Source organism: Clostridium drakei (genome assembly GCF_000633595.2).
GTDB classification, from domain to species: domain Bacteria; phylum Bacillota; class Clostridia; order Clostridiales; family Clostridiaceae; genus Clostridium_AM; species Clostridium_AM drakei.
Map to the genome: position 1 here is coordinate 1 of NZ_JIBU02000025.1, position 25,185 is coordinate 25,185.

22 protein-coding genes are annotated in these 25,185 nt (G+C 28.5%); 12 read left to right on the plus strand and 10 right to left on the minus strand.

The features are described 5' to 3' along the window. Positions 1-128: 128 nt before the first annotated feature. Entirely contained in the window at positions 129-677 is a 549-nt protein-coding gene (locus tag EG57_RS0214230; RefSeq protein WP_052037923.1) for a class I SAM-dependent methyltransferase, read from the minus strand. Positions 678-691: 14 nt separating this feature from the next. Then, positions 692-1,888 (minus strand): alpha/beta fold hydrolase, encoded by a 1,197-nt coding sequence (locus tag EG57_RS0214235; RefSeq protein WP_032077861.1) that lies wholly within the window; start codon positions 1,886-1,888, stop codon positions 692-694. A 164-nt stretch (positions 1,889-2,052) separates the two neighbouring features. Between EG57_RS0214235 and EG57_RS0214240 the strand changes: the two genes are divergently transcribed. Further along, entirely contained in the window at positions 2,053-2,664 is a 612-nt protein-coding gene (locus tag EG57_RS0214240; RefSeq protein WP_032077862.1) for a TetR/AcrR family transcriptional regulator, read from the plus strand. 122 nt (positions 2,665-2,786) lie between these two features. Here EG57_RS0214240 and EG57_RS0214245 read toward each other — a convergent pair whose 3' ends face one another. After that, positions 2,787-3,659, minus strand: a complete 873-nt coding sequence (locus EG57_RS0214245; protein WP_032077863.1) for an AraC family transcriptional regulator — start codon at positions 3,657-3,659, stop codon at positions 2,787-2,789. Positions 3,660-3,803: 144 nt separating this feature from the next. Between EG57_RS0214245 and EG57_RS0214250 the strand changes: the two genes are divergently transcribed. After that, positions 3,804-5,267 carry an MFS transporter gene (locus EG57_RS0214250; RefSeq protein ID WP_032077864.1) on the plus strand — a complete coding sequence of 488 codons (1,464 nt, stop codon included), beginning with the start codon at positions 3,804-3,806 and terminating at the stop codon, positions 5,265-5,267. Between the two features lie 45 nt (positions 5,268-5,312). Here the strand turns inward: EG57_RS0214250 and EG57_RS0214255 are convergent, their stop codons facing one another. Beyond that, on the minus strand, positions 5,313-6,578 hold the full coding sequence (locus EG57_RS0214255) for an L-cysteine desulfidase family protein (RefSeq protein ID WP_032077865.1): 1,266 nt from the start codon (positions 6,576-6,578) through the stop codon (positions 5,313-5,315). A gap of 378 nt (positions 6,579-6,956) precedes the next feature. Here EG57_RS0214255 and EG57_RS0214260 point away from each other — a divergent pair, with 378 nt between their 5' ends. The 6 genes from EG57_RS0214260 to EG57_RS0214285 all read left to right on the plus strand — a co-directional run bounded on the left by EG57_RS0214260 (position 6,957) and on the right by EG57_RS0214285 (position 14,568). Beyond that, positions 6,957-7,616 carry a GntR family transcriptional regulator gene (locus EG57_RS0214260; RefSeq protein WP_032077866.1) on the plus strand — a complete coding sequence of 220 codons (660 nt, stop codon included), beginning with the start codon at positions 6,957-6,959 and terminating at the stop codon, positions 7,614-7,616. A 378-nt stretch (positions 7,617-7,994) separates the two neighbouring features. Further along, positions 7,995-9,974 (plus strand): serine hydrolase domain-containing protein, encoded by a 1,980-nt coding sequence (locus EG57_RS0214265; protein ID WP_032077867.1) that lies wholly within the window; start codon positions 7,995-7,997, stop codon positions 9,972-9,974. 187 nt (positions 9,975-10,161) lie between these two features. Further along, complete coding sequence (locus EG57_RS0214270) at positions 10,162-10,929, plus strand: ABC transporter ATP-binding protein (protein WP_032077868.1); 768 nt, start codon at positions 10,162-10,164, stop codon at positions 10,927-10,929. Further along, positions 10,916-12,814 (plus strand): ABC transporter permease, encoded by a 1,899-nt coding sequence (locus EG57_RS0214275; protein ID WP_032077869.1) that lies wholly within the window; start codon positions 10,916-10,918, stop codon positions 12,812-12,814. Before EG57_RS0214270 ends, EG57_RS0214275 begins: the two co-directional genes overlap by 14 nt. Positions 12,815-12,883: 69 nt before the next feature. Then, a complete protein-coding gene (locus EG57_RS0214280) occupies positions 12,884-13,558 on the plus strand; it encodes a response regulator transcription factor (protein WP_032077870.1) in 675 nt (224 codons plus the stop codon). After that, on the plus strand, positions 13,555-14,568 hold the full coding sequence (locus EG57_RS0214285) for a sensor histidine kinase (protein ID WP_032077871.1): 1,014 nt from the start codon (positions 13,555-13,557) through the stop codon (positions 14,566-14,568). Before EG57_RS0214280 ends, EG57_RS0214285 begins: the two co-directional genes overlap by 4 nt. A 219-nt stretch (positions 14,569-14,787) precedes the next feature. Here the strand turns inward: EG57_RS0214285 and EG57_RS0214290 are convergent, their stop codons facing one another. The 6 genes from EG57_RS0214290 to EG57_RS0214315 form a co-directional block, all read right to left on the minus strand. Continuing rightward, positions 14,788-15,972, minus strand: a complete 1,185-nt coding sequence (locus EG57_RS0214290; protein ID WP_032077872.1) for an MFS transporter — start codon at positions 15,970-15,972, stop codon at positions 14,788-14,790. Between the two features lie 132 nt (positions 15,973-16,104). After that, entirely contained in the window at positions 16,105-17,547 is a 1,443-nt protein-coding gene (locus EG57_RS0214295; protein WP_032077873.1) for an MDR family MFS transporter, read from the minus strand. 516 nt (positions 17,548-18,063) lie between these two features. Then, on the minus strand, positions 18,064-18,648 hold the full coding sequence (locus EG57_RS0214300) for a TetR/AcrR family transcriptional regulator (RefSeq protein WP_032077874.1): 585 nt from the start codon (positions 18,646-18,648) through the stop codon (positions 18,064-18,066). A 222-nt stretch (positions 18,649-18,870) separates the two neighbouring features. Continuing rightward, on the minus strand, positions 18,871-19,320 hold the full coding sequence (locus EG57_RS0214305; protein ID WP_032077875.1) for a hypothetical protein: 450 nt from the start codon (positions 19,318-19,320) through the stop codon (positions 18,871-18,873). Positions 19,321-19,336: 16 nt separating this feature from the next. Next, positions 19,337-20,512: a 4Fe-4S binding protein gene (locus EG57_RS0214310; protein WP_032077876.1), complete on the minus strand. Its 1,176-nt coding sequence runs from the start codon at positions 20,510-20,512 to the stop codon at positions 19,337-19,339. Then, positions 20,509-21,144 (minus strand): sulfite exporter TauE/SafE family protein, encoded by a 636-nt coding sequence (locus EG57_RS0214315; RefSeq protein ID WP_084572237.1) that lies wholly within the window; start codon positions 21,142-21,144, stop codon positions 20,509-20,511. The genes EG57_RS0214310 and EG57_RS0214315 overlap by 4 nt, the downstream gene beginning before the upstream one ends. A 231-nt stretch (positions 21,145-21,375) precedes the next feature. On the opposite strand from EG57_RS0214315, the gene EG57_RS0214320 reads away from it, so the two are divergent. The 4 genes from EG57_RS0214320 (at position 21,376) to EG57_RS0214335 (ending at position 25,152) form a co-directional block, all read left to right on the plus strand. Continuing rightward, positions 21,376-22,374 carry a DUF4003 domain-containing protein gene (locus tag EG57_RS0214320; RefSeq protein ID WP_032077877.1) on the plus strand — a complete coding sequence of 333 codons (999 nt, stop codon included), beginning with the start codon at positions 21,376-21,378 and terminating at the stop codon, positions 22,372-22,374. 289 nt (positions 22,375-22,663) lie between these two features. Beyond that, on the plus strand, positions 22,664-23,752 hold the full coding sequence (locus tag EG57_RS0214325) for a VanZ family protein (protein WP_032077878.1): 1,089 nt from the start codon (positions 22,664-22,666) through the stop codon (positions 23,750-23,752). 157 nt (positions 23,753-23,909) lie between these two features. Next, complete coding sequence (locus EG57_RS0214330) at positions 23,910-24,701, plus strand: alpha/beta hydrolase (protein WP_032077879.1); 792 nt, start codon at positions 23,910-23,912, stop codon at positions 24,699-24,701. A 94-nt stretch (positions 24,702-24,795) separates the two neighbouring features. Further along, entirely contained in the window at positions 24,796-25,152 is a 357-nt protein-coding gene (locus EG57_RS0214335; RefSeq protein ID WP_032077880.1) for a winged helix-turn-helix transcriptional regulator, read from the plus strand. Positions 25,153-25,185: the final 33 nt, after the last annotated feature.

Here is a 25,185-nt window from a genome sequence, read left to right on the forward strand (position 1 = left end):
ATAATTAAAACATTTAGCCGTGATGAAACACTTATCATATATCACGGAGTAAAAGTTAAAGTCCAAACTTCCACTGCACCTTTGCGTCGTAATATTTTTAGAATGTGAAAGTTGAGTTAGTAAGATATCTATATTTTTCTTGGTTTACATTTTATATAATCCTCATATTCTTCTTCAATATACCATAAATTTGATTGACCAATTTTTTGTTTAGTAATTTTCCTAGATTGATGTCCATCTGCAAGATATAACCTTCCATTTTTCTTAATCATCCTATGTAAGTCTTTAAAAAATTTATTTGGATTTTTTACTTGATGAAACATGTCCAAAGCATATATTACATCTACTGAATCATTATTTATTAATTGTAAACTATCCTTTAATAGGATGGAGGTAATATTCTTAAGGCTTTCTCTATTTACAAGTTTTTTTACAAATTCAATAGAAGCTTCATTTATATCCAAAGCGTAAACTTTACCTGTTGCGCCTACTAGCTTAGATGAGTATTTTAAGTGCCTTCCTGTGCCACAGCCGTAGTCTAAAACAATATATCCTTTATTAATTCCGAAACTATCAAGTATTTTTTCTTTGTTTTTAAATAAATTTTCAAAAAAATATGATATATTTAAAATCTTATAGTATAATTTTGTATTTTTAAAACTACTAATTTGAAACACTTCCTATACTTGCTTTATTTTCCAATTAGAATTTTATTCACTTGATTAACAAAGTTATCACTTTCATTAATCCAAGGACTATGTCCAGAATGCTCAAACCAAATAATTTCTTTATGGGGAGCATCTAAAATATTGTAATAGTCTTCAATTAATGAAAGAGGAGCATTAATGTCGTGCTTTCCTATAAAAAAATAAACTGGTATTTCTATTTTTGCATAATCTTTTCTTAAATTAATATTGTAAAGTTGAGGGTAAACATGATTGAAGGTATTAATAAGTCCCCTCATAAAGTTAATCTTATCTATAAGATCATATTCTGGTGAAAAGATATCTCTCCATGTATTAAATCGAGAATTATATATTTCCGGGTCTTTTTCCATATAAGAGCTTAAGTAATTTAAATACTCTGCACTTTTCCAAGTAACATCTGTTCCATAATATGGTGGATAGCCATTTGATTTTAGTTTTGAAATCTTATTAGTATCATTTTTAATCTCAGCTATTTCAATAGCTTTCTTATAATCTAATTCTTCTGTTTTAGAAAAATCAATCATTTGCCCTGTTCCAATAAAACTGTAATACTTTTTTGGATATTTTTCAGCCAAAAATATACCAAGGGCACTTCCCCATGACTCACCAACTAAATAAATTTTGTCCTTTTTAAATGTTTCACATAAATATTTAGTTAGTGCATATCCGTCTTGAATATAATTATTTACATTTAAGTTTTTAATATTTGTAGCATAATAGGATTTTCCAGAACCAGGCTGATCCCAATTCACAACAACGAAATTTTTCTCAAGTTTTTGAAGATTATAGCGTACTGCTGCCATTTGGGTTCCACCTGGGCCTCCTGCCAAAAATAGTAATACTGGATTATTTCTATTTTCTCCTCTTATGCTAACCCACTCTTGTTTGCCATTTAATTCTACTCTCCTTAATTCAGCAATGCTTTCAGGTACAGTCTTTCCATTTTTATCCACAATTAAGGGAGTACTAGCTGAAAAATGACTAAATGCTATTAATATAAGCATAGATATAAATAAACTTCCTAAAATGATGGTATTTCTTTTTAATTTTAAGATTTTATTATTTAATGGAACTTTTTTCCTTATTTTTCTTATCCACAACAATACACCAATGATAAGTTCCGTTATAAAGGTTCCAATAATTAAAATAAGAAGTATTACAAAAATAATTATCTGTATCATAAAGGTCACTCCTATAAAAATATAAGTTGAACTAATTACATAGTGATTTTTCTTAATAATAAATTCGACTACCGGTCAGATTTATACATTCATGTTATCATTTTTTCGACCATTGGTCAAATTAAATTTATTGTGCTACAATAAATTTAAGGTAGGTGCTGTGAATGGATAAAAAAGAATTAATACTGAATGCTATGATGGATTTATTGGCAGAGGAAAAAGGTGCTACTTGTTCTGTTAGTGATATTGCAAAAAAAGCTGGAATTGGAAAGGGAAGTATATATTATTATTTTAGATCTAAAGAAGAAATTTTTGATGCGCTAGTTGAACGTGTATATAATGAAATTATTGATAAATGTAAGGTCGTTATTGATACTTCAAAAGTAAATGCTATAGAAAAACTATCCTTACTGATTCAAAGTTATAGAAGTTCTATGATATTATCTTCAATTGATTCATATCTGCATCAACAACATAATGCAGCAATACATCAAAAATCTCTTGCAAAAATATTATCATCTCTTTCTCCAATTATTACAGATATTATTAAACAAGGTATTGATGAAAGGTTATTTCAGTGTGATAGACCAGAAGAAACTGCTGAAATTATTTTATCTACATACTGCTTTTTATTTGATCCTGGTATATTCTCATGGACTCAGGAGCAAGTTTCTAATAAGACAAAGGCATTAGCTGATTTATTAGAACGTGGATTGATGGCACCAAAGGGGAGCATGCAATTTCTTTGTAATTCTGTTACTAAATTTCATTTATAAAAAATAATAGGCTATCTGAAAATGTATATGTATTTTCAGATAGCTATCTTTTTATAATATAATTAGAATTGTTACTTTGTTTTAAATCTGCAAGTTAAACAACATTATTATAGCATTTAATACTAAATATGAATTGAATTTTTCTTAAACTTTGCAGGAGAAATATTTTTATACCTTTTAAAAAGTCTACTGAAATAATTTGTATCATTGAATCCACAATTTAAGGCTATTTCAGTTATGTTAAGGTTGTTTTCGTGTAAAAGGTCTATAGCTTTGTCTATTCTTAATTTATTTATATAGTCTATGGTAGACTTGCCAGTGATTTGTTTGAACAGTCTGCAAAAGTGATAATTGCTCACATTAGCCATAGCTGCAAGTTTGCTAATGGTTATTTTCTGAGTGAAATTATTTTCTATAAATTTTAGTATATCACTAAAGCGTTTTAAATTATTGACTTGAGAATTGAATTCTTCCTTAGTGAGAATTTTTTCTATGTAGCCTCTAATTAATAATACAATCAATTCATATATATATGATTTTACAGCTAATTCAAAGCCAATTTCTTTTTTAAAGTATTCACCAATTATTTTATTAATACAATTCAATATATCATTGTCATTACGTACCAAAGGTTTAAATAAAATTAAATTTTGTGATAAAGGAGCTATAAATTTAGTTTGACAGGAATCTATTTGGTTGCTAAAAAGAAATGGTAAACCAACTCTAATAACATAGTAGGATAAATAATCATACAAGCTTTCAATATAATGCATCTCATTGCTGTTTATAATCACTATATCTTTAGCTTTAACTTTTATTTTTTTAGAATTACAGTTAAGTATGCCTTCACCTTCGGTAATATAAAAAAATTGAATATGTTCATGCCAGTGGATGTTAAAGGCAGGTCCAGTATTATTGTGTTCTTTTTTAAATATATCCACAAAAAAGTTTTCATCAGGCATTTTTTTATAGAAATAGTTTGAGTAATCCTTCATTAAAAACACATCCTTATCAAAATAGTGCTAATATAAAGCAATATAATCCATGAAATATACTGTATATATTGATATTATAAGATTAACAATTTAAATTGTAAATATCAATAATGTGCTATTAGCATTATAAAGAAAGGATAAATTATGAAGGAGATAAATAAAGATATATATAAAAATAAATGGCCTATTTTATTTGTAGTTGTATCAATGTCTTTTATGGCATGTATAGATTCTAGCATTGTCAATGTGGCACTACCAGTAATGTCAAAAAAGTTATCAGTTTCTATGGCATCTATAGAATGGGTAATAGTAAGTTATGTAATGACCATTTGTTCAATAATTTTAATATTTGGAAGGCTAGGGGACATAAAGGGAAAAATAAGAGTATTTAGATTTGGGATAGTTATTTTTACACTTGCATCTTTTATGTGTGGATTTTCAAATAATTTAATACAATTAGTGTTCTTTAGAATAGTGCAAGGAATTGGTGCAGCAGCTTATATGGCTAATAATCAAGGAATAATTACTCAAGTATTTCCTAAAAATGAGAGAGGTAAAGCTTTAGGAATTTTAGGATCTTTTGTAGCAATGGGAACACTTATAGGTCCTCCTGCAGGAGGGTTTATAATATCTGTAATGGAATGGAATTATATATTTTTAATTAATGTACCTTTAGGTATTGCTGCATTTATATTAGGCTTAAAGGTGTTTCCTAAATCAGAAAGCAATAGTGAAAAAATTGATATGAAAGGAGCAGTTCTGTTTTTTATAGTAGTTATATGTTTATTTACAGCTTTAACTTGGGGACAAAAAATAGGATACAATAATCCTATAATTATTTTAGGCTTTGTAGTATCAATTATAAGTTTTGTAATATTTATTAAATTGGAAGATAAAATAAATAATCCTCTTTTGCAGTTGGATATTTTTAAAAATAATGTATTTTCTATAAGTTTATTTTGTGCTTTTATTTCTTTTGTATGTTTAAGTGCATCAGGTATTTTAATACCTTTTTATCTTCAGGATACCCTTAAGTTAACTTCAAGGACCGCAGGAGTGATCATGATGGTGCAGCCTCTAATTATTGCAGTACTTTCTCCATTAAGCGGCAATTTATCAGATAAAATTGGATCAGAATTTTTAACTTTTTTAGGATTAATATTTACAAGTATGGGGTTTTTACTTATGTCTTTTTTAAATGAAAAATCATCAATAATGCTTATAATAAGTTTTGTAAGTGTAATAGCATTAGGAAATGCATTATTTCAACCATCTAACAATTCCTTGATAATGTCTTCTGTTCCAAAAGATAAGTTGGGTATTGCAGGTAGTGTTAATTCACTTACAAGAAATTTAGGACAAATTTTTGGAGTTACATTAGCTACAAGTTTTTTATATGTTTGTATGAGCTATAAAATAGGTTATCATGTTGTAGATTATATAGTAGGAAGAGATGATGTATTTATATATGGAATGAGATGGGTATATGCTATTTTGGTTATTATATGTGGAATGGGATGGATGCTTACTGCTTTTAGGCTATACAAAAGTAAAACTAAAGCAGATTTAAATACAGAAAATTATAAAAAGAAAATTAGCCGTTTATAGCTATAAAGAAAACTACCGGCTTTAGCCGGTAGTCATTATAAAAAGTTATTTTCCTATCATGATATTAAGAATTTCTACATCAGTGGATTTCATTCCTTGACGTCCCATACGACCGATGTTCTGAATTGTCTTTTCATAATCTTTTTCAACAATTCCTTCTCCAAATGGGAATACTAAACCATGTTTTGCCATTTCGTAACCCATGATTCCAGCATCTACTGAACTTGAAATTTTTGCTGCGCATGAAGCTTTAGCTCCATCGCATACAATACCGCCAACATTACCAACAGCATTGATTATAGTCTTTCCTATTGTATCATAATCGCCACCATTTAGATAAGCAATACCACAAGCTGCAGCTGTTCCTGCTGATACAGCTCCACAGTAAGCAGATAAATTTCCTATATAACGTTTTTGATGTAACGATATAAGGTTAGTTAAAACAAGAGCTCTGTAAAGTTTATCTTCATCTGCTCCCATATCTTCAGCATAAACTAAAACTGGCATAGTACAAGTGATTCCTTGATTACCACTTCCTGAGTTGATGACTACTGGAAGAGCACATCCGTTCATTCTTGCGTCAGATCCTGCTGCTGCTGCTGCTCTTGCTTTAGTACGAACATCATTACCGCCAAATTTCATAAGTGTTTGTCCAACTTGAGCACCCCAATTATGAGTTAAGCCTTCTTCTGATATAGCAGAATTACATTTAATTTGTGTGCTGATAACATCTCTTACATCATCCAAGTTTACTTCATTAGCAAATTGAAGTATATCTTTAATATTAAGCTTTGACTTATCTCCAGATTGCTGAGTTATAACATCAGCTTGTTCAAATAATACTTTGCCATTTTTTTCGATTTTGGCAATGTGGTTATGTTTTGTTCTAACTTCTACGGCTGCAACATCCTGTCCAGCTGTTAATTCTGCACGAATGAAAAGATTTTCTTCTCCTTCTTCTAATTCACAGCTGCAGATTCCCTTTTGATATAATTCTTTAGTCTTATCAATGTCTTCCTGCTGTACTTCGCTGATAACTTGAAGCTCTAAATCTGCTTTTCCTGCTACAGCACCTAAGATAGCTGCTACTTCTACACCTTTTTGTCCACCAGAATTAGGTACGATAACTCCCTTTACATTTTTAATAATATTTCCACTGCATCGAACAAGCATTTTTTCTGGTATCTGCCCAAGAACTTCTCTTGCTTTTGCAGCTGTAAATGCAATAGCAATAGGTTCTGTACATCCCATAGCAGGAATTAATTCTCCTTTTAATATTTTAACGTAGTTATCATATTGAATTTTATTCATTAAAAATACCTCCTAATATATAATAATTAATTATTTTTCTTCCTAATATGATTACAAGAATATTTAGTATAGCTGTAATAGTAATAATTATTGCTTTATATTATGTAATTGTATACTTCAACATGCAACCTAATCATATCACAGGAAAATGTAATAATCAATATTATATGTGATATTTGTGCAATGTATTTGATTACATTGGATATATAATGAAAAAATTTCAAATTTAATGTAAAAAATAATGGTATGTACTATTTTGTGATATGATCACAGATGTTGAATTATTTATTGATTGGAACCAAGTCTTTTTATATTGACTTCCTTTCTTTTTAAATGTATAATAACTTGACAACAATATTGGCATAAGGAGGTCGTTTTATGGGTGAAAAAAGCTTGGATACATTAAAAAATCAAATTTATAATGCTTTATTTTCTGATATTATTAATGGAGTATATTCTCCAAATACTATCTTAACTGAAAAATTTTTAATGGAAAAGTATGGCGTTAGTCGTGCACCTATACGTGAAGCGCTTACACAGCTTATTGGAACTCATATATTGGCCAGTATTCCAAGGCAGGGTTATAAAATTATTCAGCCAAGTTCTAATAAACTATTGGAAATTACAAAATTTCGTTCTGCTTTAGAGTGTTCTTTTTTAGAAAATTATTGCATGTATATAGATGAAACCTCAATAAAAGAATTGAAAAATATTTGCATGGGTCACACCAATTGTCCAGATAATGATTTTATGGTTCGTTGGAATTATAATTGTCAGTTTCATTTGAAATTGTTCTCCATTTATGGCAATCATTATGCATATAAACTTCTGGAAGATGCCATGAATATTCAAACTATTTGCTTTGTACAGAGAAAGCATTATAGTAGAACCAGTTTGCATATGGTTTTAATTGATTATTTGGAAAGAGGAGAAATTGAAATGGCTGTTAACATTTTGAAGGCAGATATTGAGAATCTCATGATTCCAGATATTGTTCCTATTCCAATAAATAAGGATAAAAAAGTAGATATGTCATAAATATATTTTTAGTTGACAATTAAATAAAACAATGAGTTAAATAAATTTAAAAAACCAAGAATTTTTGAAAGTTTATCATTAAAACATCAAAAATTCTTGGTTTTAATATTTGCTTTTAAATTATAAATTTTCAGATAAAATTAATAATGTTTCTGCATTTAACTTGAAGTTAAGCTTCCATGCTTACAATAATGTAACTTTATTTAATGGATATTGTAAGGTAAATAAATGGCTCATGCTAAAGCTGTTTTTTATAATTTATTTAAAGGTTAAAGTTAAAGAATATGTATAGTTCTAAACTTGAAACTTTAAATAAGTAATCTTAAGAAAAATGCTAGTTAATTTCTTAAGATGCTAAAGTTATGGAGGAACATGAGCATGTGTTATGAAGGATCTAAAAAAAATATAAATTTCTTAAAAAATAAGTTGGTAAAACAGATATTTGCAATTATATCAATGTTTATAATATGTTTTGGAAACAGCATTTCAGTTTTTGCAGAGACTAATTCAAATGATGACTTGTTAAGTAATAAAGATGATTTGAAAGTATTTATGGACACTGCTTTTCAAAAAAAGATGGAAAAGCAGCACGTTCCAGGAGCAGTAATTACTGTTGTTAAAGACGGACAGGTTATTTTTAGCAAAGGATATGGATATGCTGATTTAGAAAATAAAGTACCTATGACAGCAGATAAAACATTAATAAGAATAGCATCTGTATCAAAGCTTTTTACCTATACAGCAATGATGCAGCTTTATGAACAAGGCAAAGTGGATTTAAAAACTGATGTAAATAAGTATTTAAAAGGGTATAGTTTAAAAAATGAATATTCAAATCCAGTAACAGTGGAACAGCTTCTTACACATACATCAGGAATAGATGATAACAGAATAGCAGATTTGTCAAAGGATAGAAAAGATTTAGTGTCTATGAATGATTTCTTAAAAAAACATTTGCCTAAGGTGGTAAGAAAGCCAGGAAATATTATAAATTACAGCAGTTATGATACAGCACTAGCAGGAGGAATTGTTGAACAGATTTCGGGAAAACCTCTTAATAGTTTTATTGAAAATAACATATTTAAACCACTAAAAATGAACAATTCCACATTAAATAGAGATATGAATCCAAAAGGATTAGAGAGTGGTTACAATTATGAAAATAGTAAAATTTCAAAGGCTAAGGAAGTGGAAGGATATTTCAATAATTATGCCATTGGAGGCATAATATCAACTTCTGAAGATATGGCTAAATTTATGATAGCACACTTAAATAATGGTTCATATGAAGATGAAAGAATATTAAAGGAAAGTACAGCCATTAATATGCACAGTCAACATGCAGCCTTTGATAAAAAACTTCCAGGAATGGCTTATGGATTTAATGAAAAAATTATAAATGGATATAGAGCTATTGAACATCTTGGATATTCACCAGATAATATATACAGTGATATGACTTTGTTTCCAGAGGAGAATTTAGGGGCTTTTATATCCGTAAATCAAGGAATGAATAATGTACCTGATGAAATAGTAGGGGAAATGGTTAAAAAATATTTTCCACAAAAAGAAGCAGTAAAAGATAATAAAAATGTTTTTACAGGGAAAAGTGATTTAAAGAATTTTGTAGGCACATATAGATTTAGCGAAAACCCTGTAAGTACTTTTCATAAAGGGGATGCCTTTCCAGAAGGTGAAGGCTTAACTATAAGTTTAAAAGATGAAAAAACTTTGACACTTAAAGGTAAAGATGTTTTTGTAGGAAATGAATATACTACTAATATTACTGAAGTAGAACCATTAGTATTTAAAAGGGCTGACAATGGGGAGTATATTATATTTAAGAAGAATGAAGCTGGAAAAATTTATTACTTGGCACAGCAGCAGGACAGCTGGCATGGTACGTATGAAAAGCTTAATTGGTATGAGCTTTCAGGCGTGCAAATAGGAGTAGCTTTATTTTCTTTAATAATATTCTTAATTGTAGTTATATGTTCTATTGGAAGGATAATTTATAATAGGATAAAGAAGAAAAATGGTGAGACAAATCCTTTGAAAAAAACTAATTTTTACATGGCTTCTGTAATAAGCTTATTAAATGTTACTTTCTTTATTGCAGCATTATTTGTACTGGGAGAACCAACACGATATGGCATAAGTATGGGGGCTAAATTGTTACTATGTGTGCCAATATTGAGTTTAATTTTAAACTTACTCTTTTTAGTTTTTATAGTAATGGATTGGATGAAGAAAAACAGTAAATTATATGCTAGAGTATGCTATTTGCTTGTAGCTCTTACAGGAATACTATATATGTGGTTTTTAAATTATTGGAATCTTTTAGGATTTAAGTATTAATAGAGGATTATATATTCAAGCAAATAAATGAAGAGTTATCATATGGAGTTATATTACTTATTTTTACATCCTTACATTAATGTAACATTGATTTGCTCATATTGTAAGGTAAAGAAATGGTATATATTATAAATGCTCTGTATAATTTAGTTAAGAATTGAAACTAAATATTGAGGAGATTTACAATATGAAAGTATTAACTGTACAAAGTATAAAAAAAGTATATGGCGGACGTCATGGTGGAAATGTTTCAAATGCATTAAATGGAATTAGTTTTGAAGTGAAAAAGGGAGACTTTGTTGGAATCATGGGACCATCAGGAGCAGGAAAATCCACACTTTTAAATGTTATAGCTACTATAGACAAGCCTACTTCTGGTAATGTAAACATAGGAGGCAAAGATATAGTGCATTTAAAGGAACCTGAACTTTCAAGGTTCAGAAGAGAATGTTTAGGGTTTATATTTCAAGATTATAATTTGCTTGATACCTTAACTTTAAAGGAAAATATAATACTGCCTTTAACGCTTTCTAAAGTTAGTGTTAAGAAAATAGAAAGAAGTGTGGAGAAAATAGCAGAGGCTTTAGGTATAGAAAGTATACTCAATAAATATCCTTATGAGGTGTCAGGTGGACAAAAGCAGAGAACAGCTGCAGCTAGAGCCATAATAACTAATCCAGAACTTATACTGGCAGATGAACCGACAGGCGCTCTTGATTCTAAATCATCAAGAGAACTGCTTAACTGTATGAGTGAATTGAACAAGGAACAAAATGCTACAATTTTAATGGTAACTCATGATGCTTTTGCAGCTAGTTTTTGTAGAAGAGTTATATTTATAAAGGATGGCAGTTTGTTCACTGAAATAATCAGTAATGGAAATAGAAAAGAATTTTTTGATAAAATTCTAAAGGTATTATCAGCACTTGGAGGTGAAAACAGTGACCTTCATTAATTTAGCTGTAAATAATGTGAAGAAAAACTTCAATAATTATATTATGTATCTTGTAAGTGCTGTATTTTCAGTTATGATATTTTATATTTTTTGTTCTATTGCTTTTAATGATGTATTTGTAAAGCTTGCAGATAATAAGCCTACAGTTAAGCTTATATTTAAAGCTTCAGCTATTATAGTTGCTTTATTTTCTTTTATATTCATATGGTATTCAAACAGCTTCTTTTTAAAGAATAGGAAAAGAGAAATAGGTATATATTCCATGATTGGTATGGAAAAAAAGCAAATTGCAAAAATGTTATTTTATGAAAATTTAATTATTGGCAGCTTATCAATAGTTTGTGGAATAATTTTAGGAGTGATGTTTTCAAAATATTTTTCGCTTATGCTCATTTATTTAATGAGGGAAACTCTGAATATAAAATTTACTATTGTTTTTAAAGCTTTTTATATAACCATTTTGGTATTTTTTATACTTTTCTTATTAAATTCTATTCACAGTTACAGTATAATATATAGGTACGAGGTAATAGAGCTTTTAAGTGCACAAAAGCAGGGAGAAAAAACACCAAAAGCATCGTGGTTTATGTCAGTATTATCCTTAGTATTTATTTTATCAGGGTACTTTATGTCTTATAATAAAACTACAGTACAGCTTATAAGATTGGGTATACCAATAGTTATTTTAGTATCTATAGGTACATATATGCTTTTTAATAGTTTAATTATAATATTTGTACAAGCTATTAAAAAGAATAAAATGTTTTATTATAGAGGACAAAATATGCTGTCTACAGCTCAAATTCTTTATAGAATAAAAAGTAATGCAAAAACTCTTTGTATTATTTCACTTTTAAGTTCAGTAACCTTGACTTCTATTGGAACAGCTTATTCTTTTTATAAAACCACAGAACAAGATATAACTAGGAGTATGCCTTTTTCTTATGAGTTTATGAATACAAATAAAGAATTAAGTGAAAAAATTGGAAGTGTGATAAATAAATATAATGATAACAAATTGATTTCAGTAAATAATTTAAAGCTTATAAATGCAAAGGTTAATTTGCCTGTGCTGCAAAAAGATGATTTTGAAGGGAAAATAATATCACAAAGTGATTACAATAGTGTGATTGCTATAAAAAATAGAGAAAATAAGATATATTTAGGAGATAATGAATGTTTACTTATTAAATCTGGTGAAGTATCTAATAAAGAAAAAGATTATATCAATAGTAAGACTTCAATTAAATCAGGCAGTTTACAAATGGATTTTAATATTAAAAAAGTTACAGATCAGCAGGTAGTAAGTTATTTTATAACAACAAAAACTATTGTAGTTTCGGATAAAGCCTTTAGTGATTTAAGCAGTAAGGGTGAAGTTATTAATATAAGTGGATATTTAGTTCAAAACCCACAAAAATCAAAAGAGCTTACTAAGGAATTAAGTAAAGTTGTTCCACAAGGAATATACATAGATTCCTATTACGATACTTATCAGGGATTTTATAAGGGCGGAGCTGTATTTATTTTTATTGGAATATTTTTAGGAATATTATTTTCCCTAGCAACAGGAAGTATAATTTCCTTTAAACAATTAATGGAAGCAGCTGATGATAAAAAGAGATATTTAACTTTAAGAAAGATAGGAATGAACAAGAAAGAAATAAAGAAGTCTGTAGCAAAACAATTATCAATAACTTTTGGAATGCCTTTAATAATTGCACTTTGTCACAGTACAGCAGCTTTAATGGTGTTTCAAAGCTTAATGAATGAAGCAATAATGAAATATTGTATAGTGATAATGCTATTTTATATATGTATTTACTTTATATATTACATTACAACTGTAAATTCCTATACTAATATTGTGTGGGGGAAAGAATAATATTACATTTTTTTAAGGAAAGGAAACATATAATGAACTTAGTGCATGTTCATTAGGTAAGGTGTGTTTATGTTTAAAATACTTGTAGTTGAAGATGATGAAATCATAGGAGAAGAAATAATTACTGCTTTGAAAAAGCAGGGATATGAGAGCAAAAAAATAGAAGATTTTAATATGGTCATAGAAGAATTTATAAAATATAAGCCGGATTTGGTGATTATGGATATAAATTTGCCAGTTTATGATGGCTTTTATTGGTGTGGAAAAATAAGAATGCTTTCAAAGGTACCTATAATTTTTATATCTTCAAGAACTGAGGAAATGGACATAATAATAGCAACAAATATGGGTGGAGATGATTATCTTACTAAGCCATTTTCTATAAATATCTTACTTACTAAAGTAAATGCACTGCTCAGAAGAACCTATGCTTATTTTAATGATTTAGAGTCAGATGTAATTACACATAAAGGCTTAATACTAAACTTAAAAGATGACACTATTATGTATAATGGCAAAAGTCTTCAGCTTACTAGAAATGAATTTAAAATACTTCATATACTTATGAAAAACAAAGGTTCCATAGTAAGTCGTGATAGAATTATAAGAAGTCTCTGGCAGGATGAGAGCTTTGTTGATGATAACACTTTGACTGTAAACATTACAAGGCTCAGAAAAAAACTTAAGGATATTGGACTGGAAAATTACATTCAAACCCAAAAAAGTATGGGGTATATAGTATGAGTTTAAAAGAATATTTAAGGGATAGAAGAAGTTTAATCATTTTCTTTATTACATTAATGATATTTATAGGTGGAGTAATTTTCTTTGATAAATCCATAAGAATGTTAAAATCCAATGCGGAATATTTAGTTTCAGTTTCTTTTTTGATGTTCTTAATATATCTTTCAATTGATTATAGTATAATTACTTGTCATATAAGTAAAATCAAGAAGATAACTAAGGAAGGATTAGATTGGATTTACAGCTTACCTTCTCCTTTAAACTCAGAGCAAAAAATTTATTTAGATACAATTAATAAGTTACATGAAAATGCTAATATACAAATAGAAAAGCTTATTAACAATAACAATGAAAGTGTTGAATTTTTAACCACCTGGGTTCATGAAATAAAAACTCCTATTGCAGCTTCCAAGCTTATAATTGAAAACAATTTAAATAATGACAATGAAAAACTATTATATGCAGTAGAAATGGAAATAGAGAAGGTTGAAGATTATATTCAAAGGGTATTATTTTATTCTAGGATAAATGATTTTTCTAAAGATTACAGAATAGATACTGTTAAAATTGAACAGATTGTGAAAGACAGCATAAAGGGTGAAGCTTCCTGGTTTATAAATAAGGATATAAAATTGAAAGTAGAAAATTTGGATATAGAGGTTAATTCTGATTATAAATGGCTTAAATTCATAATAAAACAGGTTCTGGACAATGCCATAAAATACACAGCTATGGGTGGAAATATAAAAATATATGCCAAGGTAGAGCAAAAGGAGAAAATTCTTTGCATAAAGGATAATGGTATAGGTATAAGGAAAGAAGATATTGAAAGGGTTTTTGAAAAAAGCTTTACAGGTTACAACGGAAGGGTAAAGCAACATTCAACAGGAATGGGACTTTATATAAGTCAGAAGCTTGCAGGAAAGTTAGGACATTATATAACTATAGATTCTGAATATAGAGCCGGGGTTGAAGTTTCAATTCACTTTCCCTTTATAAGTTATATGTAACTTGAATAAGTGCAGTGGTAAAAGAAGAAGTATTATATGTGTATGCTCAAAATAAATGCATATATAATTAAAAAAATTATAAATTTTTATGAATAAAAGCTATGTATATTATTAAGTTTGTTTTCATATTTATACATGGCTTTTATTTTGGTATAGAACGTTTATTACAGCTTATTATATGATTTGTTAGTTTATTTAAGTTATAAATAAGCCAATTTTTTAGCTAGCTTGTTTTTTAAAATGCGGTTTTTTTATAACATAGTAACTTATAGAAGTAATGCAGCCTACAATTGCAATTACAGCTAATGTTAAGTAAGCAGCAGATATATTTGCAAAATCAATGATATTTCCTGCTAAAAGGGGAAATGTTGTCATGCCAATTGCATAAATTGCCTGGAAACATCCCATGGCAGTAGACTTTTTATCTGCACTTATGCCATCCATTGCCTGTGCGGTAAGGTGAGAAAAAAGTATCCCTGTAGACATTCCAGGTAAAATTTGAAATATACAAATTAAATAAATAATATGAAGGTTAGGAACAGCAATACAATATATTGCTATAACACAAAATACAAAAGGAATCCAAAAGCTTGACCCCTTTTTAGAACAAAGCTTTGAACTGGCAAAACCAGCCCAGAAAACTGATGACAGCATATAAATAATTGAAGATAATCCTATAATAAATGAAGAAGCACCTAATCCCTTAATTATTTGAGAAGTAAAGGACATAGTTGTTGTCATTTGAATACCTTGCTGTATAAGTGCCAGTAAGGAGAAAAATATTAATTTTTTATTTAAGCATACTGACAACAAGCTTTTAGTGGATGGGGAAGAAGTACGAGCATTGTTTCTTTCTTTTATAAATAAACTCAATATAACACCTAATATTCCAGCAGCTATACTGGTTGTACAAATAAAATTCATACCAAGCTTATCATAAAATAAAGTACTGGTAATAAATCCACACAACATACCCAAATTATTTGCTAATATGATTTTACTAGTAGCTTTTTGCTGATCCTCTCTTGAAAAAAAACTCATATAAAAAATCATGAAACAAATCCACATTGCAGAAGCAAGTCCAGAAAAGATATTTGCAATTAAATAACCAAATCCATTTGGCATGATAACACGAAATATAGATGCTGCACCTGAAGAAAAAGCACCAATCATAATAAAACGCTTATGTCTTCCACTCTTATCAGCCATAACACCTACAGGAAGTCTTAATAGCAATTGTGAAATTCCATAAGCACCAACAATAGTTCCAATCATGGAAGAAGTTACACCAATGGAAGCAAGATAAGGTGTTTGATATGGAATATAAACATATTGTCCAAACCAAAATAGTGAAACAATTAAAAGTAATAATTTTTTTTGGATAGACTGTTCGCCCTCATTCATAAAGTTAATTCTCCTTTGTTTAAAAATAATAAACCCCTCCAAATATCCTTAGGGAGGGGCAAACACAACATTTTATGCAATTTAGATTAAATTATAGTACAAGTATTTTTCTTTGTCAAGGTGAGCATTATGTTAATTTTTATTATTTCTAGCTCTACTTTTTTTACTGAGAATTAAGGACAATATAAAACCTATTCCAATTAGTAAAGCTGCAATTGTTATAGAATGATTAAAGCCACTATATATTGCATTTACTTGATTACCTGGAGCTGCAGCACCATTTATATTTTTCAGATATATATTTTGATAAGCTGTCATAATACCTACAAATAAAGCTGAACCTAAAGCACCAGCTATCTGCATTGCAGTATTTACTATAGCAACACCATCGGCTTGATTTTTGCCAGGTAATTCACTAAGTGCAGTGGTTTGGCTGGTTGACATTGCCATAGATATTCCTATCATTATAGCACAATATATAAGAGTAATTGTGATTATAGGAGTTGATGGTGAAATATGTGATAACACAAAAGTAAAAATACACGCTACTGCGAAACCCAATGGAATGATTATATTTCCGCCTATTTTATCATAAATCTTACCAACAAATGGAGTTAATACGCATCCAAGAAGAATTGGTGGTAATATAGCCATTGCTGATGTAAAAGAGGATGTCTTTAAACCATTTTGCAGTAGTAGTGGTAATATAACATTTATTGAAAAGTTAAACATCTGCATTAATATAATAAGTAGTGTACCTATTGCAAATACAGGATGTTTAAATGATCGTATTTCCAATATTGGCTGCTTTAAAGATAATTGGCGTTTTCCAAAGAAAATTAATGCTATTAGTCCAATTACAAAAATAGCAGCAGTAGATAATAAACTTGAAGTACCAACTGAACTTACAGAATATATAATACCAGCAAAGCCTATAGTTGATAGTAGTATGGATAAATAATCAATTTTAGGTTTTGTTATTACAGAGATATTTTCTAAATAAATATAACCTCCAATAATACAAATCAATAAAATTGGAATTAACAGCATAAATAATGAGTGCCAACTAAAATGCTGAAGAAGTAAACCGGAAACTGTTGGACCAAGTGCAGGTCCCAATGTGATTATACAAACACATAACCCCATTATTGAACCACGCTTTTCTGGTGGAGTTACTACTAAAGCTGAATTCATCATAATAGGTATGAGCATACCAGTACCTAAGGCTTGAATTATTCTTGAAATTAATAGTGCTGTAAAGGTATTAGAAAATACAGCACATAGTGTTCCAATTAAAAAAATTATCATTGCACTTAAAAATAGTTGTTTTGTAGTAAAAGTATGAATAAGGAAAGCTGTAACTGGCACAAGAATTCCAACTACTAATACATAACCCGTGGTAAGCCATTGAGCTGTAGTAGCTGTAATGTGCATTTCTACCATTAATTTAGGAAATGCCACATTTAGTATTGTTTCATTAAATAGTGCTATAAAGCTTCCAAGCAGTAATACAAACATAATTGCTTTTGCATTGCATTGCTGTTTTTCTTCTGTATAAATTTGTTTTGCTTCCATAAAATATAATCTCCTTAAATTTTTTCTATAGACCAGTCTATATATTAAGAGCATAAATAAGCACTTTAAAAATATTGCGGCGCAAGGATGCAGTGGAAGTTTGAATTTTAACTTTTACTCCGTGATATATGATAAGTGTGTCATCACGGCTAAATGTTTTAATTATTCTAAAGTTCTAAGTTTTGGAAAGCCTAAGAACTTTGTCAAACTCGGTTCCCTCAAACAGGACTAAAGTTCTAAGGCTTTCCAAAACTTAGAACTAAGAATAATAGTAAAACAATTTAGCTAATGTGATGACACACTTATCATATATCACTGCATAAAAGTTAAAATTCAAACTAGCAAGTTCAAGTGTACGCATCTAATTACATTGTTATAAGCAATTTTTAATATTAGAGCTCCTTAATGAACGGTTGGCTTTTATACACCATATATTCAATGCGGACTCCACTTAAAAAGTTACGTCGTATTATGCTCATTATATTAAGTCAAAATTTTGTGCTTACCGAAGTTGAGTTATTTATTCTTTGTGTATGAATTTAATAAAATACCTATTTGTTTACTAACTGTCAAGAGTGCATTGGGATTTTTTTCAGTAACTGATATTGTAATAGCTCCTTCAACCATCACTTGTATAAAAAGGCCTAATTCTTGTGCAGCTTCATTAGAAAATCCACTTTCAATTAACTTTTTAGTATACATATTTTGTATATCTAGAAAAGCTGATTCGCAGGCTTTTCTTAAAGGTTCAATTGATAAATAAGTTTCTAAAGCTATGAGACTTAAAGAAATATCTTTTAATTTTCCATCATTCTTTAAATCTTCCATAATATTTTTAATTACAGCTTGTATAGCTTCAATAGAATTTGAGTATTCATTTAGTGTATTTTGTAATCTTCTTTGAATAGTTTTATTGGTAAGCTTTATAGCTTCTAAAGCCAGTTCTTCTTTTCCACCTGGAAAATAGTAATATAAAGAACCCTTAGGTGAATCACTTTCCTTTAAAATTTCATTTAATCCTGTAGCATTATATCCTTTAATTTGAAAAAGCATTGCTGCTGCTGTGAGTATTTTTTCTCTTGAATCAGTTTTATTTTTCATTGAATTAATATCCTTTCTAATAATATAACGACTGGTCTATATATATTATATAAATATAATTTGAAAAATGTCAATAGTAAAATGAAATTAAAACATTTTGAAATATTTGTATTATAGTACATTATGTAAAACTATTAATTGAATTGTTGATTAACATAAATGTGAAATAAGCTCCACTGACTATAATTGATTATAGTTGGTGGAGCTTATTTTTTATAAAGTTTATTTTTTTAAATTTACTCTTATGGCATAACCATTTTTTATTTTATATACTCCTTTTAAGGAAACAACATTTTTATTTAAAGACTTAAAATCAGAAGTATTGTTTTGTGTGTTATATTTTATGGAAAAATCATTCCTTCCGTCATTATCAAAATCTATACTTTCAGAAATTACACTAGGTGTGTTTTTACTTGTATAATCAACTTCTACAAAGCCTTCAGATCTATCAGAAAAAAGTCCTTGAAATACAGGTTTGTGTATTTTTATTTCAGCATCTTTAGAAGCAAGTGTTTTATATACTTCACCTCCAGTAAATAAGGGAGAAACCTTTAATGAAGTTATATTGACAAACTCTTTGGCTAAGCAGTCATTAGCTATGAAAGTAGCTAGTACTACAAACAAAGATAAAACAGCAGCAAAGTATCCTAAAAAAGCTTTTAATTTAATCATTTCATTCACCTTCCTTTTAAAAAAAACTGCCTGTAGTTATAAGCTTTAAAATTCTATATAATCCTTTAACTATTGCTCCACCACCAATTGTGAGTGCAAAAATATAGGCAGGGTAAAGAAAAAGGTATCTGGATAAATTAGTTTTTACTCCTATTTTTGTTCCTTTTATATGATAAGATACAGCAGAAGAAGGACATATATCTATACATTTTCCGCATTTAGTACAGGTTATTAAAGCCTTTCCATTTGAAAGACTGTTTTCATCTATTGAGTAAGTTGGACATTCCCTTACACATTTTTTACAATTTAAACATTTATCCTTATCTATTCTTATCTCAAATATATTTATTTTGTTAAAGAGAGATTGAAAAGCTCCGAAGGGACAAAATAGTCCACATTGAGTTCTTTTTCTAGTAAGTATAGGAAGTACTATGACCAAAATTAAAAATAAAGAGCAAAAAACTATAGTTTTAATTAACACTATTGTGGAAGTTATTTGTTCAGATTCTGTAACTGCTTTAAAAGGACAAAGCCAATCACAGTAAACAGGAGAAAGAGTAGCTGCAGATAATAAAACAATGGATATTAAAATAGCAAATGGTAGATAAGCCCATTTTTTGCTTATCTTTAATATTGTTTTTTTGCATAATGAAGAACACCCCTCGTCAAAACCTCCATAAAAACAAGCCCAACTGCACCAGCCTCGTCCAAAGGCTAAAGTAGCCCCAAGCCAAATAACTATCATACTTGCAATGCTGGCAAATCCAGTTAAAAGAGAACCGGGGAAAATTATGGTTTTAGTTAAAGCAGCAGGTATTATGATCATTGGAATTACCATGTGACAAAAAGGAGTTTCTCCATTAATAAAAGTAGATTCATTATAGAAAATACTGCCTCTTACTTCTATTAAATTAGTCATAAAGCTCACTGCAAAAAGCAGTGCATAGGTTACAAAAAATATTTTCCTGTATTTATAGGTTTTCTTTGTGTATACCATAAGAAAAAATAATATGTTTATGAAAATATAAACTATGAAAAGGGAAATTTTCATTAAAGGTTCTTTTGGAAGGGTAGTGCCTCCGCTCATTAAAACAATACTTAATAGTAACACTGGTATGCAAGCTATTATTGATTTTATTATTTTTTTATTCTTACTTGTTTCTGCTGTCTTTTCAGTTTCTAAATTATTCATTTTAAAATCATCTCCCTAAAAAGCATTATAATTCCTGAATACATATAAAACACTCCAATTACTAAAGAGCACATTTGACCTACTAATTTAATTTGTTTTCCTTTTAAGACACCTATAAAAGGAAGTGGCATAAAGTAAATAGCAGTGCCTATAAAAAAGGCAGCAAAGTATAAAATACTGCTTATAACATTGGAAAAGAAAGCAGCATCAGAGAAAGCTAAAATAAATGGTGGACATACATTTATGCCAGTTAAAAATCCTAAAAGTAGTATAGTTGCAAAGTTTTTTTCCTTATTTGAGTTATTAAAAAACTTACTAAAATATTTAATATTGCAGACTCTATGAGACTTTGAAAATGTGTAAATTATAAGAGTAAATGATAAAAATATATAAGATATAGCAAATATAAATTCTTTATAGTGTGATTGTTTTATTATAAAGTTTCCTGTAATCCACGCTAAAAGAGCAAATAATACATAACCAAGAAGTCTTCCTAACATAAATTTTGATAAACAAATAAAATTCCATTTTGTCTTTTTATTTTCACTTAAAATATATGGAACAAATACGGGAATACAGGAAGCAAGACAATACCCCCCACTTGAAAGTCCTAAAATAAATCCTTTCAGCATATATAAAGTACCTCCTTTTCTCTATAATCCCATTGTAGTTAATTTTATGAACATAAACTATAGATTGCTTTTAACATGCAATATTGAGTATGTAAGATGCATTAAAATAAATCTTAAGGTTTTCTTAAGGTTTCCTTTAACATTTTTTGAATATTTTTTTTTAATATATATGTACAAGGTAAATATTTTAAGTGATAATAAAATTAAGATGAAATGGCGGAGGAAAATATTATGAATATAGAGATAAAGGAAAAAGCAAATTTGATGGCAGAAAATTACAAAGAACTTAAAGGAAACTTTAAATGGGATACAGGTATATTAAAACATTTTTGTGCAATGATGCATGCTGTAAGAGGGGAAAGAGTAAATGCAGATAAAATTAAAGAAATAAAAAATTATATAAAGGAAGAAACAGGATGGACATCTGATTATAGAGGGAATAATTTATTGATTATATCTACTCTCTTGAGTTTTGAAGAAAATTATAAAAGCTTTTTTAAGAATATGGTAGAGGTTCATGAAAAAATGAGACAATATGGTTTTAGAAAAAGTGAATATTTGCCACTAGCTACTTATACTATAGTAAAAGATGTACCTGAAGAACAGTGGAATTGTAAACTTCAAAGAATGGATGAGTTTTACAAAGGCATGAAGGAAAAGCATTTTTGGTTAACTTCTACTGATGATTATGTTTTTGCTGCAGTACTTGCTGCTACAGATTTAGATGTAAAGGAAACTATGGAAAAAGTAGAAGAGTGTTATAAAGCTTTAAATGAAGAAGGATTTTGGAAGGGAAATGATCTTCAAACATTATCTCATATTATGGCACTTGGGGAAGAGTCTGTTTATGAAAAATGTGAAAAAGCAAATTCACTTTATAACAAACTTAAAGATGAAAAATGCAAGCTTAAATATAGTGGACTTGCAACTCTAGGAGTTTTAACTCTTATTGGAGGAAATGAAAATCAGATAGTTAGAGAAATAAAAGAGGTTAATGATTTTATTTATGAAAAAGATGGTTATGGTATGTGGAGTTTAGATAAATCCATGAGAACTATACTTTCAGCTAATTTGGTTTGTGATTTTTATATAGATGAAATGAAAAAGGGAGTACTTAAGGTAGCACTAGCAAATAGTATTAATGCTATTATTATTGCTCAAGAACAAGCAGCAATTGCAGCTTGCATTGTAGCAAGCACAGCAGCAGCTTCATCATCAAGTTCATCATAAGTAAATGTAATTATAAAGGTAACTTTCAACTGTACTCTTATGTCACAATGTGATTTTTATGTTAAATTAAAATTTCGTATGTGCAAAAGTTGAATCATAAAATAATGTATAAAACCTAGTTTAAAATTATTAAGGCACGGCTAAAAAGCTGTGCCTTAATCAATGGATTTTATATATGAATTTTAAGGCATTTATAAAAGTTTTAAGAAAATCTTAAGGAATACTAAATTATATTATAAAAATTAAGCTATATAATTATATATTGTAAGTTATGAGGGGATGTGTTTAAATGTCAGAATATATTATTCCAATAAAGGCAGCAGTAATTACTTTTCCAATTTTTGCAGCATTATTTACACTGCCATTTTTGATATATCAATATAGAAAACATGGATATGTCAATTATTACAGAGCATTATTTTTATACTCTTTTTTGTTATATTTGATAACAGCATATTATCTTATTATATTGCCACTGCCTAAAACACATGATGTACTGAGTTTACAAAAACCTGGAACTAAGCACACTCAATTAATACCATTTACATTTATACTAGATATTTTAAGAGAAACAAAGGTTCAGATAGCAAAACCTTCAACTTATTTTCATTTATTTAAAGAAAGGGCTTTTTTACAAGCAGCCTTTAATGGGATTTTGTTATTACCACTTGGAATTTATTTGAACTATTATTTTAAAAAGAGTCTTAAGAAGATTGTATTAATATCATTTTGTGTTTCTTTATTTTTTGAACTTACTCAGTTAAGTGCAGTATATGGTTTTTACAATGCACCTTATAGAACTTTTGATGTAGATGATTTGATGTTAAATACTTTAGGTGGATATCTAGGATATGTTATATCACCAGCATTCATGAAATTATTGCCTAATATTAGTAAGCTGGATGAAAGTGTTCAGCTTGAACAAATTACTATTGGTTTTATAAGAAGATTCTTAGCTTTTATATTTGATTGGGGGATTTTTATTATTTTATCAATAATTACATTAGGGCATTTAAAAATATATATATTTGTATTCATCTATTTTATATTGATTACTTATTTTACTAATGGTAGCACTTTTGGAAAATGGATTCTTAGAATAAAGATTACAGGTAAGGATAAAAAATTAAAATTTAAAGAGGTATTTATAAGATATGGTGCACTATATTATGGTTTTTTTGGAGTAAATTATATAGTTTTTATTGGTAATATATTAAATCGAAGTATATTAAACAGTTGTCTTAATTATATTTTAATGATTTTAGTATTCTTATTAAACTTAGCAGTTATACGAAATGTCACAGTACACTTTTTTTCAAAAGATAAAAAATTATTTTATGATAAAATGAGTGGGACAAGGTTAATAGTAGCAGATTAAAATAATTATATCCTCATATCAAAATTGTGCTAAATTTGAGCAATATAATTCTGGAATTATGCTGTAAATAGAGTTATTATAATACAGGTGCCTTTTATTGGTAACAGCAAAATTATTCTAATGATTAAGTTGAAATTTTAAATGAGGTGATATAGAAATGAATAAATCAAAAGTAGAAAAAGTAAATTTTTATAGTGATATACTAGATAAAGAGATGTCAATGCTTGTATATTTACCTGAAGGTTATGATATTTTTACTCCACTGCCTGTGTTATATTTTTTGCATGGAAGAAGTGGAAATGAAAATATAATGCTTGAACTGAATATAAATATCAAAGCTGATGAGATGATAAAAAGTGGAGAAATTAAGCCCATGATAATTGTATGTCCAAGAATTGAAAATAGTCGTGGACTAAATTCATCCTTAATATGCAAAGAAGTATCTGATTCTGCAGACAATAGTAGAATTATAAATTTAGGAATGTATGAAGATTACTTTATAAAAGAAGTAGTGCCAAACATCGATAAAACTTTCAATACCATAAAAAATAAAGAAGGAAGATATGTAGGAGGAGTTTCTGCTGGTGGTTATATAGCTCTTCACAATTCTTTAAGACATCAGCATATGTTTTCAAAAGTAGGAGGACACATGCCTGCTTTAGAGTTGAAGCTTGAAGATGAAGACAAACCATATTTTAAAGATATGGAGATATGGGAAAAATATGATCCAATAAATATTGCAAGAAATAATAATATTTCTTCTCACATTGATGTCTATCTTGATGCTGGAGATAAGGATGAAGGTAAGTTTTATGAAGGTTGTTCAATTTTACATGAAATATTAAAAGGAAAGGGCATAAACTCTCAAAATCATGTATTCCCTGGTAATCACAGTATTAAATATATACAAGAAAATATTCAAAAATATCTAAAATTTTATGGATGCTAACAAAAATAAAGTGTAAGAGTTTATAAAAGATTACTTTTAATTGAATTATGTAAAATAATTTGGTAATAGTAAATTGTAGTTGAGGTGGATGGTAATGAAATTAAGAAATGAATATACTTGTCCTTTAGAATTAACACACGATATTATTCGTGGAAAATGGAAACCAATTATATTATGGCAACTTGGAAAAGGAGCTTCTTCTTTAGTATATTTGCAAGAAATCATAGAAGGAATTGGACAAAAAATGTTGATTCAACATTTGAACGAATTGCAGGATTTTGATATGGTTCAAAAGAAACAATTTAATGGATATCCATTGAAAGTAGAGTATTCGTTAACTGAAAGAGGAAAACAAATGTTAGAAGTTGTAATTACTATGCAGAAAATTGGAATTGATCTTATGAAGGAGGATGGCAAAGAAGATTTCTTGAAAGAAAAAGGGTTACTTTAAATCTATGCATACAAAAAAGTGTGTAATATACAA

Excerpts from the sequence above, each read along its gene's own strand:
- EG57_RS0214260 (WP_032077866.1), top strand. The coding sequence starts at position 6,957 with ATGGGTGAAAAAAGCTTGGATACATTAAAAAATCAAATTTATAATGCT.
- EG57_RS0214250 (WP_032077864.1), top strand. The coding sequence starts at position 3,804 with ATGAAGGAGATAAATAAAGATATATATAAAAATAAATGGCCTATTTTA.
- EG57_RS0214305 (WP_032077875.1), bottom strand. The coding sequence starts at position 19,320 with ATGATTAAATTAAAAGCTTTTTTAGGATACTTTGCTGCTGTTTTATCT.
- EG57_RS0214330 (WP_032077879.1), top strand. The coding sequence starts at position 23,910 with ATGAATAAATCAAAAGTAGAAAAAGTAAATTTTTATAGTGATATACTA.
- EG57_RS0214255 (WP_032077865.1), bottom strand. The coding sequence starts at position 6,578 with ATGAATAAAATTCAATATGATAACTACGTTAAAATATTAAAAGGAGAA.
- EG57_RS0214300 (WP_032077874.1), bottom strand. The coding sequence starts at position 18,648 with ATGAAAAATAAAACTGATTCAAGAGAAAAAATACTCACAGCAGCAGCA.
- EG57_RS0214290 (WP_032077872.1), bottom strand. The coding sequence starts at position 15,972 with ATGAATGAGGGCGAACAGTCTATCCAAAAAAAATTATTACTTTTAATT.
- EG57_RS0214235 (WP_032077861.1), bottom strand. The coding sequence starts at position 1,888 with ATGATACAGATAATTATTTTTGTAATACTTCTTATTTTAATTATTGGA.
- EG57_RS0214270 (WP_032077868.1), top strand. The coding sequence starts at position 10,162 with ATGAAAGTATTAACTGTACAAAGTATAAAAAAAGTATATGGCGGACGT.
- EG57_RS0214285 (WP_032077871.1), top strand. The coding sequence starts at position 13,555 with ATGAGTTTAAAAGAATATTTAAGGGATAGAAGAAGTTTAATCATTTTC.
- EG57_RS0214320 (WP_032077877.1), top strand. The coding sequence starts at position 21,376 with ATGAATATAGAGATAAAGGAAAAAGCAAATTTGATGGCAGAAAATTAC.
- EG57_RS0214265 (WP_032077867.1), top strand. The coding sequence starts at position 7,995 with ATGTGTTATGAAGGATCTAAAAAAAATATAAATTTCTTAAAAAATAAG.
- EG57_RS0214295 (WP_032077873.1), bottom strand. The coding sequence starts at position 17,547 with ATGGAAGCAAAACAAATTTATACAGAAGAAAAACAGCAATGCAATGCA.
- EG57_RS0214310 (WP_032077876.1), bottom strand. The coding sequence starts at position 20,512 with ATGAATAATTTAGAAACTGAAAAGACAGCAGAAACAAGTAAGAATAAA.
- EG57_RS0214325 (WP_032077878.1), top strand. The coding sequence starts at position 22,664 with ATGTCAGAATATATTATTCCAATAAAGGCAGCAGTAATTACTTTTCCA.
- EG57_RS0214280 (WP_032077870.1), top strand. The coding sequence starts at position 12,884 with ATGTTTAAAATACTTGTAGTTGAAGATGATGAAATCATAGGAGAAGAA.
- EG57_RS0214315 (WP_084572237.1), bottom strand. The coding sequence starts at position 21,144 with ATGCTGAAAGGATTTATTTTAGGACTTTCAAGTGGGGGGTATTGTCTT.
- EG57_RS0214335 (WP_032077880.1), top strand. The coding sequence starts at position 24,796 with ATGAAATTAAGAAATGAATATACTTGTCCTTTAGAATTAACACACGAT.
- EG57_RS0214245 (WP_032077863.1), bottom strand. The coding sequence starts at position 3,659 with ATGAAGGATTACTCAAACTATTTCTATAAAAAAATGCCTGATGAAAAC.
- EG57_RS0214240 (WP_032077862.1), top strand. The coding sequence starts at position 2,053 with ATGGATAAAAAAGAATTAATACTGAATGCTATGATGGATTTATTGGCA.